Here is a 15,457-nt window from a genome sequence, read left to right as displayed (position 1 = left end):
CCTCGGACGGGGTGGACCCCAAAGTTGCGGTGCCCGCCCGGAGGGTTACCGGGAGGGACTGTGTGCGATTCACTCCCGGGCACGGGTATGACGGCGGACACGCACGCAGCACCGAGACACTACTCGGTGCTGCGTGAGCCCGGCGTGCGAGGCCACACCGACTTTCGTCGGGCGTTTCCGCGGCCAGCCCAGGGTGCCGCGGGGGTTACTTCTTGCCGTGCTCCAACGGCGGCGCCACCTGAGCGGTGGTCTGCGGCTCGTCGTCCTTGATGCCCGAGCCCGACTCGATGATCGACTCCTCGGCGGGCGCTTCGACGACCTCGTCGGCGGAGTCCTCTTCGGTCTCGACGACCGGCTCGACCTTCTCGCGGACCGCGAGCCGCAGCCAGGTGGTGACGACGCCGGGGGCGATCTCGATGTCGATCGTGTTGTCGCCGGAGGCGTCGGCGACGGTGCCGTAAAGACCCGACGTGGTCATCACGCGGTCACCGGCCGACAGGCTGCTCTGCAGGTCCTGCTGCGCGGCCTGCTGCTTCTTCTGCTTGCGCGTGCTCATCACCAGCGGCACGGCGAGGACGAGCACGAGCAGCAGGGGCAGCAATAGCTGTTGCATGATTCTCCGTTCGACGGACTCTCGGGCCCAGCCGAAATGTCCGGTTTTTGGGTATGTGCTCCTGTCAAGTGTGCCAGGTACCAGCGCGGACGCCAGCACCCACCCGCCGGTTCCGGCCGCTCAGTCCTGCTCGAACGGCGAGAGCCCGCCCGGGTCGGGGCGCCCCGGGTGGTCGGCGGGCGGCACCATGCCGAGGTGCTCCCAGGCTGCCGCCGTGGCGACCCGGCCCCGCGGGGTGCGGGCGAGCATACCGGCGCGCACCAGGTAGGGCTCGCACACCTCTTCCACCGTGGTCGCTTCCTCCCCCACCGCGACCGCCAATGTCGAGATGCCGACCGGCCCGCCGCCGAACGACCTGGTCAGCGCGGTGAGCACGGCCCGGTCGAGCCGGTCGAGGCCCAGCTCGTCGACGTCGTAGACGGCCAGCGCGGCGCGGGCGACCTCGACCGTCACCTTGCCGTCCGCGCGGACCTCGGCGTAGTCGCGGACGCGCCGCAGCAGCCGGTTCGCGATCCGGGGCGTGCCGCGCGAGCGGCCGGCGATCTCCTGGCAGCCGTCGCGGTCGATCGGGATGTCGAGGATCGTCGCGGCGCGGCGGACGACCAGCTCCAGCTCGGTGTCGGTGTAGAACTCCATCTGGCCGGTGAAGCCGAACCGGTCGCGCAGCGGCCCGGTCAGCGATCCCGAGCGCGTGGTCGCCCCGACCAGCGTGAACGGCGCGATCTCCAGCGGGATGCTGGTCGCGCCCGGCCCCTTGCCGACGACGACGTCGACCCGGAAGTCCTCCATCGCCAGGTAGAGCATCTCCTCGGCGGGGCGGGCGATCCGGTGGATCTCGTCGATGAACAGGACGTCGCCGGGCGCGAGGTTGGACAGCATCGCGGCGAGGTCGCCGGCCCGTTCGAGCGCCGGGCCGGAGGTGATCCGGATGGCCGCGCCCAGCTCGGCGGCGACGATCATCGCCATCGACGTCTTGCCGAGCCCCGGCGGCCCGGACAGCAGGACGTGGTCGGGCGGCACGCCGCGGCGGCGCGCGCTCTCCAGCACCAGCTCCAGCTGCTCGCGCACGCGCGGCTGGCCGACGAACTCGTCGAGCTTGCGGGGCCGCAGCGTGCCTTCGACGTCCCCGTCGCCGGTCTGGGCCCACGCCGAGAGGGCTTCGTCTTCCTCCACGGCTTCATACTCCACGGCCGCGCCTACCGCTTCCGGCCGAGGGTGGCCAGCGAAGCCCGCAGCACGCTCGCCGTCGTGTGGCCGTCACCGTCGGCGAGGACCTTGTCGACGGCCTGCTCGGCCTGCTTGGCCGGGAACCCGAGCCCGGCCAGCGCTTCGACGACCTCGGCCCGCAGCGCGCCGGGCGCGGTGACCGACGGCGCGTCGCCGGAGCCGAGCGCGGTGACCTTGTCGCGCAGCTCGAGGGTGAGCCGCTCGGCGCCCTTGCGGCCGATGCCGGGCACCGAGGTGAGCACGGTGATGTTGCCTTCGACCAGCGCGCCCCGCAGCTTGTCCGGGTCGAGCACGGCGAGGGTGGCGAGCGCGAGCCGCGGCCCGATCCCGGACACCGTCTGCAGCAGGCCGAACAGCTCCCGCGCGTCGGCGTCGGCGAACCCGAACAGCGTCAGCGAGTCCTCGCGCACGACCAGCGCGGTGTGCAGCCGCACCTCCTCACCGCGGCGCAGCGTGGCCAGCGTCGCCGGGGTGGCCTGCACGGCGAAGCCCACTCCGCCGACCTCGACCACGACGTGGTCCAAAGCGACCGAAAGGACTTCCCCGCGTACCGACGAGATCATCGTGCTGCTCCAGGCTTCTTCGTCTTGGTCATCGTGGCTTGCTTGTTCGCCGAAGCCTGCTTCGCGGCCGCGGCCAGGCGGGCCTTGTGGGTGCGGGCCATCTCGGCCGCGCGCGCCTCGGCTTCGGCGAGCCGGGCGCGCATCGGCTCGCGCCAGAGGTGGCAGATGGCCAGCGCGAGAGCGTCCGCGGCGTCGGCGGGGTGCGGGGCGACCTCGAGGTTGAGCAGGCGCATCACCATGGCGGTGACCTGCGCCTTGTCCGCCCGGCCCGACCCGCTGACCGCGGCCTTCACCTCGCTCGGCGTGTGGAAGACGACGGGCAGTCCCCGGCGCGCGGCGGCCAGCGCGACGACCCCGCCCGCCTGCGCGGTGCCCATCGCCGTCCGGACGTTGTGCTGGGCGAAGACGCGCTCGACCGCGACGGCCTCCGGCCGGTACTTGTCCATCCACCGCTCGACCTCGTCGGAGATGCCGAGCAGCCGGTGCGCCAGATCCGCGTCGGGCGGCGTCCGCACGACGCCGACGGCGACGCAGCGGACCGCGCGGCCCTTGCCGCCGTCGACCACCCCCAGGCCGCACCTGGTCAGACCGGGGTCGACCCCGAGCACCCGCACCCGTTTTCCCTCCCGCCGCGAACACCAGTTCGAGCTAGCAGGCTACTGGGCGCACCTGCGGCAGGATGGGTGACATGCCGGAGCCGTCGGATTTCGTCACCCACCTGGGCCTCGAGCCGCTCCCCGTCGAAGGCGGGCGGTGGGCGCAGAGCTGGCGCTCCGAGACCGGGTCCGCGATCTACTATCTGCTCGTCGCGCCGGAGTTCTCGGCGCCGCACCGGCTGGACCGCGTCGAGGTCTACGCCCACCACGCGGGCGCGCCCGCCGCGATGCTCCTGCTGCACCCGGACGGCTCGGTCGAGCGGCCGGTGCTCGGCACGGACGTCGCGGCCGGCGAGCGGCCACAGGTCGTCGTGCCCGCGGGGACCTGGCAGGCCACGGTCACCCTCGGTGCGTGGAGCCTGCTGGGCACGGTCGTGGTGCCGCCCTACACGGACGGCTGCGTGGAGTTCGCGCCCGCCTCGGAGCTTGCCTCGCGCTACCCGGAAGCGGCCGCCGACCTGCGGAAGTTCTAGGGGCCGTCGACGCCGGGGGTCCAGCTTTCGGGGTCGCCGCTGCCGGTGAGCACCAGCTGCCACCTGGCGAAGCCCTCGGGGGCGTCCGGGTGCCACGGGAACTTGCCCTCCGGCGTCGCGACGATCAGCTGCAGCGCCGGGAAGTCGCCGTCGGGGTAGATGAGGAACGCCGTGCCGAAGTACTCGGGGTAGTGCCCCTTGTGCACGCGCTCGAGGACGACCGGGACGCCTTCGAAGAAGTCGTCGTAGCGCTTGCCGACCTCGAAGATCTCGCCGTTGGCCGCGCGGTCGACGTAGGCGTCGAGCAGGACGGAGCCCATCTGGTCGGGCAGCCCGACCACGACGGCCTCGGGCACGTTGTGCAGCGCCCACGCGCAGGCGGTGAAGCAGTAGCCGGCGCCCTCGTCGTCGCCCGCGACCGTGATGACCGCGTTGCCGCGTTCCTTGGCCTGCCCCTCGATCCAGGCGACCAGGCGCTGTTCTTCCTCCGTCAGATCGGCGGCGAGGTCGGCGGAGGTGGCGGGGGTCGTCGAGGTCACGGCGCACATTCTGCCTGACGACTCCGCGAGAGCCCAGTGCCCGGGCCGGAAAATTTCCGGCCCGGGCACGAAAGCGTTGCGGTGACGGGGAAAACTCGACCGACTTCGGCGAGCGCGGACGTTCGCCGCGGCCGGACAGCGCGAAGGCCGCCACGGGGACCATGCCCCCTGGCGGCCTTCGCGCGAATCCGAACCCGGCGTCAGCCGACTTCGGCGAGCACCTCGTCCGAAACGTCGAAGTTCGCGTAGACGTTCTGGACGTCGTCGCAGTCTTCGAGGGCGTCGATCAGCTTGAAGACCTTCTTCGCGCCGTCCGCGTCCAGGGGGACGCTGACCGACGGGAGGAACGTCAGCTCCGCCGACTCGTACTCGAACCCGGCCTCCTGCAGCGCCTTGCGCACCGGCACCAGGTCGCCGCCCTCCGAGACGATCTCGAAGCTCTCGTCGAGGTCGTTGACCTCTTCGGCGCCCGCGTCGAGGACCGCCATGAGGACGTCGTCCTCGCTGGCGTCACCCTTCGGCATGATCACGACGCCCTTGCGGGTGAACATGTAGGCGACCGACCCCGGGTCGGCGAGGGAGCCGTTGTTGCGCGTGAGCGCGGTGCGGACCTCCATCGCGGCGCGGTTCTTGTTGTCGGTGAGGCACTCGATCAGCACCGCCACGCCGTTGGGGCCGTAGCCCTCGTACGTGATGTTCTGCCAGTCGGCGCCGCCCGCCTCTTCACCGGCGCCGCGCTTGCGGGCCCGCTCGATGTTGTCCTGCGGGACGGAGTTCTTCTTCGCCTTCTGGATGGCGTCGTAGAGCGTGGGGTTGCCATCCGGGTCGCCACCACCGGTGCCCGTCCGCGCGGCCACCTCGATGTTCTTGATCAACCGCGCGAAGAGCTTGCCGCGCTTCGCGTCGAGGTTGGCCTTCTTGTGCTTCGTGGTGGCCCACTTGGAGTGGCCGCTCATCTCTCCTCCATCTGTTCCGTACCCCGGCCGGGCACCGCGTCTCAAGCAGCCTGTCGCACGAGGTCGACGAACAACCGGTGCACCCGCACGTCGGGCGTCAGTTCCGGGTGGAACGCGGTCGCCAGCACCGCCCCCTGCCGGACCGCGACGATCCTAGCGGTGTCGTCTTCCCCGCCGGGCACGCCGCTGACCGTGGCCAGCACCTCGACGCCGTCACCGGCCTTCTCGACCCACGGGGCCCGGATGAACACCGCGTGCACCGGCCCGTCGTCCACCTCGGCGAAGTCGAGGTCCGCCTCGAAGGAGTCGACCTGCCTGCCGAAGGCGTTGCGCCGGACGACGACGTCGAGCCCGCCGAGCTGCTGCTGGTCCGGCCGCCCGTCGAGGGTCTGCCGCGCGAGCAGGATCATCCCGGCGCACGAGCCGAAGGCGGGCATGCCCCCGGCGATCCGCGCTCTGAGCGGTTCCAGCAGCTCGAACGTCTCGAGCAGCTTCGACATCGCGGTCGATTCGCCACCGGGCAGCACCAGACCGTCCACTTCGGACAGCTCGGCGGCGCGCCGCACCGGCACGGCCCGCGCGCCGGCTTCGGCCAGCATGGCGACGTGCTCGCGCACGGCACCCTGCATGGCGAGCACACCGATGACCGGCTCCGACGACACCCGACCTCCCGAAAGACCTTCCCACCAGCCTAGACGCACTCCCCCGCCGCCGTCCCGGCAGGTCAGCCCCGGTCAGCACCCGTGTGCCGAGAGGCATCACTCGTGATCGAGGGGGCATCACCGCGATGCCCCCTCAAACACGAGTGATGCCCGTCCGATCACAGGTGATGCCCGCCGGGTCACGCGTGATGCCTTCTTGTGCACGTCAGCGCGGTCCGGAGCCGAGCCGTCAGGGCACCCCAGCCAGCCTCAGCAGCGCAGCTGTCGCCGCCGCGGCCACCACCACCAGCACGAACGGTGCCTTCCGCCACGCCAGCACCCCCGCGACCAGCACCCCCGCCGGCCGCGCGAACCCGGCGAACCCGTGGCCCTCCGTCAACGCGCTCACCGCCACCAGCGCCGCCAGTAGCACCACCGCCGCCAGCGCCATCAGCTTTTCCGCGCGCGGGGACAGCTTCACCCGGCTGCGCAGCACCGGGCCGGCGAACCGGAACGCGAACGTTCCCAGCGCCAGCACCGCCGTGCCGACCAGCAGCTCCACCCCGTCCATCAGCGCACCTCCGCCAGTTCGGGTTCCTTCGCCAGGACACCCACGACGACGCCCGCCAGCGCCAGCAGCACCGGGAGCCCGGCGGGCAGGAACGGCGTCGCGGCCAGGGCGACCACCACCCCCACCAGCACCGGCAGCCGGGCGGACCGGTCACGCAGGGACGGCAGCACCAGGGCCAGCAGCACCGCCGGGAACGCCGCGTCGAGGCCGAACACGTCGGTGTCGCTGATCGCCGTCCCCGCGAACGCGCCGGCGACCACGCCGACGTTCCAGCAGGCGAACAGCCCGATCCCGCACGCCCAGTACGCCGCGCGGCGGCGGCCGGCCTCGCGCTGGGCCAGCGCGAACGCCACCGACTCGTCGATCATCAGGTGGCTGCCGGCCAGCCGGGCGGGCCACCGCTTGCCCAGGACGTCGCCGATCGCGAAGCCGAACGGCAGGTGCCGCGCGTTGGCCAGCAGCCCGGCCAGCACCGCCGCGAACGGGTTGCCGCCCGCGGCGACGATCCCGATGAACATGAACTGCGACGCGCCGGCGAAGACCAGCAACGACATCAGCATCGGCAGCCAGAACGGGAAGCCCGAGCTCACCGCGATGGCACCGTAGGAGACCCCCACGAGACAATCGGCCAGGCAGACCAGGCCGATGTCGCGGGCGAGGCCCCGATCGAGTGTTCGCCATATCGAACGCATGTGTTCTATGGTGAACACAGGCACCCGTGTTCGTCAAGGCGAACAGAACGACCGATGGAGCGAACGGCTATGTCGCAGGAAACGACGGGCGCGCCGCTGGAGATCATCGCGGCGTCCCTGCGCCGGGAACGCACCCGCGCGGGCTTGTCCCTGACGGAGGTCGCGCGCCGCGCGGGCCTGGCCAAGTCGACGCTGTCCCAGCTCGAGTCCGGCACCGGCAACCCCAGCGTCGAGACGCTGTGGGCGCTCGGCGTCGCCCTCGACGTGCCGTTCTCCCGGCTGGTGGAGCCGGAGCGGCCGAAGGTCCGCGTCATCCGGGCCGGCAAGGGCCCGACCGTCTTCGCCGAGCACGCCGACTACGCGTGCACGCTGCTGTCGGCCTGTCCCCCGTCCGCGCGGCGGGACATGTACCTCATCCGGGCGGAACCCGGCACGCCGCGACGGTCCGACCCGCACATGACCGGCGTGATGGAGCACATCGTCCTGTGCGCGGGACGCGCCCGGGTGGGCGTCCTGGAGGCGCCGGAGGAGCTGAACCCCGGCGACTACATCTCCTACCCGGGCGACGTCCCGCACATCTTCGAAGCCCTCGAGCCGGGTACCTACGGCGTCGAGATCTCCGAGTACATCTAGCTCCGGGCCGCCCGCCACCCGCGACCACCCGGCCGGACCGTCAGGCGGGCTCCTGCGCCGGATGCGTCAGCAGTTCCGCCTCCAGGCAGGCCCTGCGGTTCCGGATCCGGGCCTCCTCCGTCTCGATCCGCAGTCGCGCCTCGCGCATCGGATCGCACGAGGAGCAGTGAGCCAGTTCCGCCTCGTACAGCAGGCCGTCCGTCGGGAGGGTCACCTGCCGGGCGTCCGTGGCCTCCTCGAACGGCCGCGGCAGGACGTCGCCGAGGCCCTTCATCGCGCGCTCGACTTCCGCCGCCCTGTCCTCGATGGACCGCCACGGCGTGTCGCCGATGCGCCACTCGATCGACTCGACCCGGCTCGACGCGGAGTACACCTCGAGGACCCGCCGCACGTAGTAAGTGACCGCGTAGCAGGGGTTCTCGTTGCGGAGGGTCCGGCGCGTCGTGGTCTGGTTGTCGGCTTCGTCGAAGGTGGAGACCACGACCGACCGCTCCGCCTCGGTGGACTGGGCCGCGGTGATCGCGTTCTGGGTGAACTGGGAACTCGCCGTCCGCACCGACGCACCACTGGCGACGGTCGTCTCGGTGGCGACCCCGAATTCACCGCGTACCTGAGGTGCGCCGAAGAAGCCGGCGAGCCCACCGCCCGCGGAGACCGACGTGTCGGCCCGCGTGCGGATGTCCACCAGGCTGTTCGTGTACGCCGAGGCCGACGAGAACCTGCTGGTCTCGGACAGCGCGCTCATCGTCTGCCGGAACGACGAATGCACCGACAGCCGCTGCTCCGCGGCTCGCACCCGGCGATACCGGTCGAATTCGGAAACCTCCACCGATTCACCGGGCAGCAGGGTCACCGTGTACAGCAGCGGCCCCTGCTGCCTGCCGACCAGGCTGAGCGCGTGCTGATAAGTGATCCTGATCTCCAGCCGGCCCTGGTCGAACCGGTCGAGGGCGAACACCCGGCCCTCGTAGAAGTACTGCGCCCGGTCGTAGGGCAGCCAGGGAACCGGTGCGGGGCCGCCGCATTCGCCCGGGGTCGGCTCCTCGCATCCGCCGCCACAGCCGGAACAATCCCCGCGGTCTTTCCGCTTCTCCCCCTCGGCCGGGTGCTTCTTCTCTTCCACAGTCACGTTTCCTCCTCCGTTTCCGGCACTGTTCACGCCGTTGTCGAACGGTGGGAGGAACCGCTGCCGTGATACGTGGCGGAACGGCTAGACCGTCGTCCAGTCCGTGAGCACGACGTGTCCCGACCCGGTGCGCAGGCGCAGCCGGAACCGTCCCGCCGGCTTGGGCCGGACGGCGAACCAGCCGACGTCGTCGACCGGCACGGTCAGGACGGTCCCGTCCCGGGTTTCGACGTCGAGCTCGCCCGGCTGCGCGGGGACGACCTGTCCGTGCAGATCGCCGGAGCCGACCTCGAGCTCGATCGTGAAGTCGCGGCCGGAAAAGGTGAGCGCTCGCAAGGGTGCCGCGTCGGCGCGCACCCCCGTCGGCCCCGCGGCGGCGACGGAGTCGTAGGAAAGAGTGGCGAATTCGGCGTCGAGATCGCGCCACGAGAACGCGGCCTTGCCCGCCTCGACGAACCGGGCAGGCACCTCCCGCGCGGAACGGACCGCCTCGCCCAGCTCGGCGAGCAGCTCTTCCTCGCCCCTCCAGTGATCCGCCATGGCCTTCACGCTTCCTCGGCACCGACGAACGACGCCAATGCCCGGCTGCGGCGGAGCGCGGCGATGCACCGCGAGCGGGACGGGCCGATCCCCCCGACCGGCATGTCCAGTCTCTCCGAAATCTCGGCGTAGGGCAGCCGCGGATCGTGGAACAGGAGGGTCAGCAGCTCCCGGCAGCGGGACGGCAGCTCGGCGAACGCTTGGCGCAGCGCGATGAACCGCTCCTGCTTCAGCAGCTCGGCATCGGCATCCGGAGCTGCCTCGTCGGCGAGCCCGCCGTCGTCGGGCACGAGCTGCGTCCGCTGCTGCTCCCGCAGGAACCGCAGGCATTCCCGGCGGGTGACGGTCGCCACCCAGCCCGGCAGCGCCGCCGGCTCACGCACCGACGGCAGGCCTTCGACGAGCCTGAGCCACACGCTCGCGCCGACGATACTCAAGTTCGTCGAGCAGTTCGCCGGGGAGAAGCACATGCCGCGGCTCGCGTCCGGCCGGGGCGGCGCGCTGGACCTGCCACTGACCCGACCCAGAAACAGCGGGTGCGGGACTGGGTGACGGCCGGGAAAACGGACGGGTCCTGGAACGCGGCGTGGGTGGACGGACCACCGGTGTCCAAGCATTTCACGCCCGACGGCATGGACAAGGCCGCGCTGGAAAACTGCGTCGGCGGGGCGCTCCGCCCCGGGATCGAGGCCGGGGAGCTTCTCCTCGACCCCGCGAGGTACGGGCCGATCGAGACGCCCGACGGGGCCGCCGGCCGGCTCGCGGCGCTGGCGGCCACGACCCACGTCCGGCAGTTCGTCCGCGGCCGGGCGGGGAGCCCCGTCCGGGTGGTCACCGCCGCCGGCCATCGGCTGCGGCCCGGCGCGGCCGGACCGGGCTGGCTGGCGGTCGGGGACGCCGCCTTCGCGACGGATCCGCTTTCGTCCGGTGGGGTGACTTGCGCGTTGCGCATGGCGACGGCCGCGGCGGACGCCTTGACCGATGGCGACCGAGCGCACTACCTCGCGCTGGTCGACGGCATGGCGGCCGACTACTTCGCCCGCTATTCGGAGATCTACGGCTGGGAGCGCCGGTTCCCCGGGTCGGAGTTCTGGCGGGCTCGCCTGCCCGGCGTCACGAACTCGACGACGTCGCCGGAACCGCGTCGGCCGCCGGCGGCTTCTCGTCGCTCTTGTTCTTCGGGTACAGGGCCGCGGTCCCGTCCGGAGTCTTGATCACGCCGCCGATCGACATCAGCAGCGACAGCACCGTCGCCGTGCCCACGGTGGAGAAGAACGTGAGCCAGTGCATGTCGAGCAGCCCCGACCCGGCCGCGACGAACATCGACGCCCCCGCCTGTGCGGCGGTCCGGACCGAACGTTCGAACGCGTCTTTCCAAAATCCGACAGTCCACATGATGACACCTCCGCCAGGACGGAGCGCCCGCCGGCGGCCGTGATACGGACTTCCCCGGCGAGGAGAAATCACCGCGCGAACGTCGATCCGGAAATCGGGAAACCATGGCGGGTTTTGTATTTTCCCGCGCGCGACACCCACTGTCCAGGTGCGACTCAAGATGATCCGGCGCCGGGAGGAAACATGACGAAACGTCTGGTGATCTGCTGCGACGGCACCTGGAACAAACTCGGCCAGCCGAATCCCACGAACGTGGCGAAGGTCAAGAACGCCGTCGCCGCGGCGGACTCCGTTGGCACACGCCAGATCGCCTACCACGGCGACGGCGTCGGCACCGGGACGAACCTGTGGGACCACCTCACCGGTGGCGCGTTCGGCGCGGGCCTCTCGGCCAAGGTACGGGATGCCTACGAGTTCGTCGTGAGAAACTACGAACCCGGCGACGAACTCTTCTTCTTCGGCTTCAGCCGCGGCGCGTTCACCGCTCGCAGTACCGTGGGATTCATCCGGAACTGCGGCGTCCTGCGCCTCGAGAACGTGGGCCTCATCAAAGAGGCCTACCGGCTTTATCGCGACCGGGACCCTTCGACCACCCCGGAGAGCCCGGAGCCCAAGAAGTTCCGCCGGGAACACGCCCACGAAGACCGGACCCCCATCCGGTTCATCGGGGTCTGGGACACCGTCGGCGCGCTGGGCATCCCGCTCAGCGGCGGCCGCCTGCTCAACCTGCTGAACCGGCGGTGGCAGTTCCACGACACGCAACTGTCCTCGATCGTGCAGTCGGCCTTCCAGGCCCTGGCCGTGGACGAGCACCGGCCGTCGTTCGCACCGGCGGTCTGGAAGCCGTCGGAGGCCGACCAGGAGCGCGAACAAGTCTGGTTCGCCGGGGATCACTCCGACGTCGGCGGCGGGCATCCGGTGTCCGACCTCTCCGACCTCGCCCTGCGCTGGATGACCGACCGGGCGCACCACTGCGGCCTCGCCTTCGAACCGGGTGCCCTCACCGGCTTGTACCCCGGCAAACCCCTCGGCGACCTGCACGATTCGCTCACCGGGTTCTTCGGCTTGTTCGGCTCGATGGTTCGCCCCATCGGCACGGTGGATCCGCGGTCCGAGTTCGCCGCGTCCACCGCGGTGGACCGCCACAAGAACAAGCAGCCGCCGTATCGGCCCGGCAACCTCGTCACCTACCTCGCGGCGCACCACACCATGACGGTGTAGACCGCATCCCGGCGCACTGGAGAGGCCCCGTGAACGGCGCCTCTCCAGTGCGACCGAGGTGGCGTTACCAGCCGCGCTCGGCGAGGCGGTGCGGCTCCGGGAGCTCCTCGACGTTGATGCCGACCATGGCCTCGCCCAAGCCGCGCGAGATCTTCGCGAGGACGTCGGGGTCGTCGTGGAACGTCGTCGCCTTGACGATCGCCGCCGCGCGCTGGGCCGGGTTGCCGGACTTGAAGATGCCGGAGCCGACGAACACGCCCTCGGCGCCGAGCTGCATCATCATCGCCGCGTCGGCCGGGGTGGCGATGCCACCTGCCGTGAACAGCACCACCGGCAGCTTGCCGGCCTGCGCCACCTCGCGAACCAGCTCGTACGGCGCCTGCAGTTCCTTGGCCGCGACGAACAGCTCGTCCTCGGGCAGCGAAGTCAGCTTCCGGATCTCGCCGCGGATCTGCCGCATGTGCGTGGTGGCGTTGGAGACGTCACCGGTGCCGGCCTCGCCCTTGGAGCGGATCATCGCCGCGCCCTCGGTGATGCGGCGCAGGGCCTCGCCGAGGTTGGTCGCGCCGCAGACGAAGGGGACGGTGAACGCCCACTTGTCGATGTGGTTGGCGTAGTCGGCCGGGGTGAGCACCTCGGACTCGTCCACGTAGTCGACCCCGAGGGACTGCAGCACCTGCGCCTCGACGAAGTGGCCGATGCGGGCCTTCGCCATCACCGGGATCGAGACGGCTTCGATGATGCCGTCGATCAGGTCGGGGTCGCTCATCCGCGCCACGCCGCCCTGGGCGCGGATGTCGGCGGGCACGCGCTCCAGCGCCATCACCGCGACCGCGCCGGCGTCTTCGGCGATCTTGGCCTGCTCGGCGGTGACCACGTCCATGATCACGCCGCCCTTGAGCATCTCGGCCATGCCGCGCTTCACCTTGGCGGTGCCGGTGACGGACTGGACGGTGCCACTGGAGGTGGTCTGCTGCTCGGACACGACGGGGCCTTTCCACAAGGAGAACAGGGGGTGACGACTCCGAGCGTAGGTCGGCGGTGGACCCTTCAAGCAGGCCAGTTCGCGGCTATCTCAGGAGTCCACTTCCGGCACCCCCGCGACCAGGACTTCCGCAGCGCGGGTGCGTGCGTACAGCACGTGACGTCCGGCACGATGCCCGCTGACCAGGCCCGCGGCCTTCAGGATGCCGAGGTGCTGCGACACGGCCCCGGCGCTGAGCCGAGTCCGGCGAGCCAGCTCGGCGGTGGACGCCGGCGCGGTCAGCTCGGTCAGCAGCATGGCCCGGCCGCGGCCCACCACGGCGGCCAGCGCGCCGGGAGCGACGGCGGTGCCGGTCTCCCAGAGCGTGGCGATCCCGCGCGGCGGGTAGCGCAGCACCGGCTGCCACCGCGGGTCGGTCTTGGAGAACACCCGCGGCCAGACGAACGCCGAAGGCACCAGCACCAGGCCGCGCCCGTCGAGCGGCACCGCCGCGTGGAGGTGGCGGTGGGCGACCGTGAGCGTCCCGCCCTGCCAGCGGACGAGCGGGGTGAGGTCGTTGAACAGCTCGGCGGCGCCGCCCTGGGCCAGCAGCCGCGACCGGTACAGCACGTCGGCCTCGAGCAGCGCGCGGATCCGCGGCCAGTCCGGGGCGAGCACCAGGCCCCAGTACGTCTCCATCAGCGTCGCGAGCCGGTCGAGACCGGCCTCGGGGTCGCGGTGGAAGCGGTTCAGCGCGGGCGTGCGCGGCCCGGCCATCGCGTCCAGCTCGCGCCGGACGACCCGGGCGGGCACGTCACGCAGGTCGGCGAGCTCGTCGGCGAGCTCCGGCAGCGGCGTCGACGGCGTGCCGGCCAGGAACCCGGGCAGGTGCCGCAGCGGGACGAGGTCGCGCAGCAGCCCGATGTCCAGCCCGGCTTCCCGGATCGCCGCGGTGGCGCGCTTGACCCACGGCAGGTGCAGGGCGTGCTCCCCCGGCTGGTTCAGGACGCGGACGCTCGCCACGACCTCCCACGCCGGGGAGAACGCGAACCGGGTGTGCGCCAGGTCCTCTGTGGAGAATGCCAGGTCGAGCACGCGCCGCCTCTCCGCTCCGGGTTCCGCGCAGTTTAAGTCTTTCCGATGTGGACAGTCGAGTGGGGCACCGAAAGTCCTTGCGGGAAGGCGAAAATTCCTCGCGGGTCATACTTTCGGGCGACAGCACGCAGCCTCGGCAGGTTCGGTCCGTAGTACGCCTCGGCCCAGTCCGGCATCTCTGGGTCGAGGTAGTTGACGTAGCCGGTGGTGCCGAACTCCGGTCCGAGCCCGTCGCGCACGGCCGCGAGCGAGCGCCGCGCGCCGGCCTCGCCGCCTTCCTCCGGTGCCGCGCCGTGCAGGAACTGGAGGCTGGCGAGCGCCGTCCGGTACGGGAAGGCGGTCTCGCGGGCGCCCACCCGCGCGATGGCGCCCCCGCCCGAGTCGACGATCGTGCGCACGCCCCGGTCGCGGGTGAGCACGTCGACGACCGCGCCCGGGTCGGCGAGCGGCCGGGTGAGCATCCGCGACGTACCGATGTAGGTCCCCCGGTCCGCGGCCGCCGACGGCCGGGACTCCTGGTCGTCGAACGACCGCATCGCGCTCAGGTGGTCCTGGACGCCCTCGTTCCACACGGTCGGCGCGGTGCCGACGCGGCGGACGAGGTCTTCGAGGAGCGCGTGCATCCGCGCCCGCGGGCCGAGGAAGGTACCGCCGAGCGTGGCTTCGTTCCAGGCCAGTCCCATCCCCGACCACAGCTCGTCCGGCGCCACCGGCTGCCACTCCTGCCAGGCGGCGAGCAACGCGGCTCCGGCGGCAGGCGGGAACTCGAGGGCGAAGGTGGCGACGTCGACGACCGGCACCGTCCGGAAGGTGAAGCCCGTGACGATCCCGAAGTTCCCGCCACCGCCGCCGCGCAGCGCCCAGAAGAGGTCCGGCTCGGCGGTGGCCGACACCGTACGCACCCGGCCGTCGGCCGTGACGATCCGCGCCGCCTCCAGGTGGTCGCACGTCAGCCCGTATTTCCGGTCGAGCACGCCGACGCCGCCGCCGAGGGCGAGCCCGGCGATGCCGACCGTGCCGCAGCTGCCCGCCGGCAGCACCCGCCCGGCCGCGGCGAGCGTCGTCGCGATCGGGCCCAGCCGGGCGCCGGCCCCGATCACCGCACGGCCGTCCGGCCGCGCTTCGATGCCCGAGAACCCGCTGAGGTCCACGACGATCCCGCCGTCCACAGTGGAGTAGCCGGGATAGCTGTGCCCGCCGCCGCGGGCCGCCACCGGCAAGCGGTGCCGCGCGGCGAAAGCGACGGCCGCCTGGACGTCCTCGACGCGCGCGGCGCCGACGACGGCCGCCGGCATCCGGTCGTCGTACATCGTGAAGAAGCCCTGCTTGACCTCCGGATAACCCGGGTCGCCCGGCCGGAACAGCGGCCCGGAAAGCCGTCGCCGCAGCCGCTCCCAATCGTCCGGCGGAGGCCACCCCGCCAGGCCCGCCACCGGCACCGCTCCGGAAACCCGCAAGAAAGTCCGCCTGTCCACGCTCTCCCCCTGCCCCGTGCTCCCCCGGGCATTCGGCTGGTCCGGGAAGCCCTGCCTTGCCGTGACCAGGGTAGCGG

The 15,457-nt window shown here is 71.7% G+C and carries 20 protein-coding genes; 4 read left to right on the top strand and 16 right to left on the bottom strand.

The features are described from left to right. Nucleotides 1-205 precede the first annotated feature (205 nt). The 4 genes from yajC to ruvC all read right to left on the bottom strand — a co-directional run bounded on the left by yajC (nt 206) and on the right by ruvC (nt 3,017). Nucleotides 206-613 carry a preprotein translocase subunit YajC gene (gene yajC / locus AA23TX_RS47470; RefSeq protein WP_196425949.1) on the bottom strand — a complete coding sequence of 136 codons (408 nt, stop codon included), beginning with the start codon at nt 611-613 and terminating at the stop codon, nt 206-208. A 120-nt stretch (nt 614-733) separates the two neighbouring features. Further along, nucleotides 734-1,801, bottom strand: a complete 1,068-nt coding sequence (gene ruvB, locus AA23TX_RS47465) for a Holliday junction branch migration DNA helicase RuvB (RefSeq protein ID WP_196425948.1) — start codon at nt 1,799-1,801, stop codon at nt 734-736. 8 nt (nt 1,802-1,809) lie between these two features. Then, entirely contained in the window at nt 1,810-2,403 is a 594-nt protein-coding gene (gene ruvA / locus AA23TX_RS47460; RefSeq protein ID WP_155549616.1) for a Holliday junction branch migration protein RuvA, read from the bottom strand. Further along, the gene (gene ruvC / locus AA23TX_RS47455) at nt 2,400-3,017 is read right to left on the bottom strand and encodes a crossover junction endodeoxyribonuclease RuvC (RefSeq protein WP_155549615.1); all 618 of its coding nucleotides are present in this window, start codon (nt 3,015-3,017) and stop codon (nt 2,400-2,402) included. Before ruvC ends, ruvA begins: the two co-directional genes overlap by 4 nt. Nucleotides 3,018-3,091: 74 nt before the next feature. Here ruvC and AA23TX_RS47450 point away from each other — a divergent pair, with 74 nt between their 5' ends. Next, nucleotides 3,092-3,532 (top strand): cupin domain-containing protein, encoded by a 441-nt coding sequence (locus AA23TX_RS47450; protein WP_155549614.1) that lies wholly within the window; start codon nt 3,092-3,094, stop codon nt 3,530-3,532. On the opposite strand, the gene AA23TX_RS47445 is transcribed toward AA23TX_RS47450, so the two are convergent. From AA23TX_RS47445 to AA23TX_RS47425, 5 genes are all read right to left on the bottom strand, one after another. Further along, nucleotides 3,529-4,080 (bottom strand): DUF4262 domain-containing protein, encoded by a 552-nt coding sequence (locus AA23TX_RS47445; protein ID WP_196425947.1) that lies wholly within the window; start codon nt 4,078-4,080, stop codon nt 3,529-3,531. The two genes, AA23TX_RS47450 and AA23TX_RS47445, sit on opposite strands and share 4 nt — an antisense overlap. 191 nt (nt 4,081-4,271) lie before the next feature. Beyond that, the gene (locus AA23TX_RS47440) at nt 4,272-5,027 is read right to left on the bottom strand and encodes a YebC/PmpR family DNA-binding transcriptional regulator (RefSeq protein ID WP_155549612.1); all 756 of its coding nucleotides are present in this window, start codon (nt 5,025-5,027) and stop codon (nt 4,272-4,274) included. Between the two features lie 41 nt (nt 5,028-5,068). Further along, entirely contained in the window at nt 5,069-5,689 is a 621-nt protein-coding gene (pdxT, locus tag AA23TX_RS47435; protein ID WP_155549611.1) for a pyridoxal 5'-phosphate synthase glutaminase subunit PdxT, read from the bottom strand. A gap of 229 nt (nt 5,690-5,918) precedes the next feature. After that, nucleotides 5,919-6,239, bottom strand: coding sequence for an AzlD domain-containing protein (locus AA23TX_RS47430; RefSeq protein WP_155549610.1), 321 nt, complete (start codon nt 6,237-6,239; stop codon nt 5,919-5,921). Continuing rightward, nucleotides 6,239-6,931: an AzlC family ABC transporter permease gene (locus AA23TX_RS47425; protein ID WP_155549609.1), complete on the bottom strand. Its 693-nt coding sequence runs from the start codon at nt 6,929-6,931 to the stop codon at nt 6,239-6,241. Before AA23TX_RS47425 ends, AA23TX_RS47430 begins: the two co-directional genes overlap by 1 nt. A 69-nt stretch (nt 6,932-7,000) precedes the next feature. On the opposite strand from AA23TX_RS47425, the gene AA23TX_RS47420 reads away from it, so the two are divergent. Beyond that, nucleotides 7,001-7,564: a helix-turn-helix domain-containing protein gene (locus AA23TX_RS47420; protein WP_155549608.1), complete on the top strand. Its 564-nt coding sequence runs from the start codon at nt 7,001-7,003 to the stop codon at nt 7,562-7,564. A gap of 40 nt (nt 7,565-7,604) precedes the next feature. Here the strand turns inward: AA23TX_RS47420 and AA23TX_RS47415 are convergent, their stop codons facing one another. From AA23TX_RS47415 to AA23TX_RS49905, 3 genes are all read right to left on the bottom strand, one after another. Further along, on the bottom strand, nt 7,605-8,693 hold the full coding sequence (locus tag AA23TX_RS47415; RefSeq protein ID WP_155549607.1) for a hypothetical protein: 1,089 nt from the start codon (nt 8,691-8,693) through the stop codon (nt 7,605-7,607). A gap of 81 nt (nt 8,694-8,774) precedes the next feature. After that, entirely contained in the window at nt 8,775-9,230 is a 456-nt protein-coding gene (locus AA23TX_RS47410) for a hypothetical protein (RefSeq protein WP_155549606.1), read from the bottom strand. A 5-nt stretch (nt 9,231-9,235) separates the two neighbouring features. Next, complete coding sequence (locus AA23TX_RS49905) at nt 9,236-9,646, bottom strand: RNA polymerase sigma factor (protein ID WP_196425946.1); 411 nt, start codon at nt 9,644-9,646, stop codon at nt 9,236-9,238. On the opposite strand from AA23TX_RS49905, the gene AA23TX_RS49900 reads away from it, so the two are divergent. Then, entirely contained in the window at nt 9,533-10,444 is a 912-nt protein-coding gene (locus AA23TX_RS49900) for an NAD(P)/FAD-dependent oxidoreductase (protein ID WP_277875503.1), read from the top strand. The genes AA23TX_RS49905 and AA23TX_RS49900 overlap by 114 nt on opposite strands. On the opposite strand, the gene AA23TX_RS47395 is transcribed toward AA23TX_RS49900, so the two are convergent. Next, the gene (locus tag AA23TX_RS47395) at nt 10,344-10,625 is read right to left on the bottom strand and encodes a holin (protein WP_155549603.1); all 282 of its coding nucleotides are present in this window, start codon (nt 10,623-10,625) and stop codon (nt 10,344-10,346) included. The genes AA23TX_RS49900 and AA23TX_RS47395 overlap by 101 nt on opposite strands. 183 nt (nt 10,626-10,808) lie before the next feature. Here AA23TX_RS47395 and AA23TX_RS47390 point away from each other — a divergent pair, with 183 nt between their 5' ends. Beyond that, nucleotides 10,809-11,846, top strand: coding sequence for a T6SS phospholipase effector Tle1-like catalytic domain-containing protein (locus AA23TX_RS47390; RefSeq protein WP_155549602.1), 1,038 nt, complete (start codon nt 10,809-10,811; stop codon nt 11,844-11,846). 64 nt (nt 11,847-11,910) lie between these two features. Here AA23TX_RS47390 and pdxS read toward each other — a convergent pair whose 3' ends face one another. From pdxS to AA23TX_RS47375, 3 genes are all read right to left on the bottom strand, one after another. Continuing rightward, entirely contained in the window at nt 11,911-12,831 is a 921-nt protein-coding gene (gene pdxS, locus AA23TX_RS47385; RefSeq protein WP_196425944.1) for a pyridoxal 5'-phosphate synthase lyase subunit PdxS, read from the bottom strand. A gap of 90 nt (nt 12,832-12,921) precedes the next feature. Beyond that, the gene (locus tag AA23TX_RS47380; RefSeq protein ID WP_155549600.1) at nt 12,922-13,905 is read right to left on the bottom strand and encodes a DUF5937 family protein; all 984 of its coding nucleotides are present in this window, start codon (nt 13,903-13,905) and stop codon (nt 12,922-12,924) included. A gap of 32 nt (nt 13,906-13,937) precedes the next feature. After that, nucleotides 13,938-15,380 (bottom strand): FAD-binding oxidoreductase, encoded by a 1,443-nt coding sequence (locus tag AA23TX_RS47375; RefSeq protein WP_155549599.1) that lies wholly within the window; start codon nt 15,378-15,380, stop codon nt 13,938-13,940. Between the last annotated feature and the right edge of the window lie 77 nt (nt 15,381-15,457).

Origin of the sequence: Amycolatopsis camponoti (genome assembly GCF_902497555.1) — a bacterium.
In the GTDB taxonomy this organism is placed as follows: Bacteria; Actinomycetota; Actinomycetes; order Mycobacteriales; family Pseudonocardiaceae; genus Amycolatopsis; species Amycolatopsis camponoti.
Note: the sequence above shows the minus strand (reverse complement) of the source record. Positions and strands in the feature narration are given on the sequence as shown.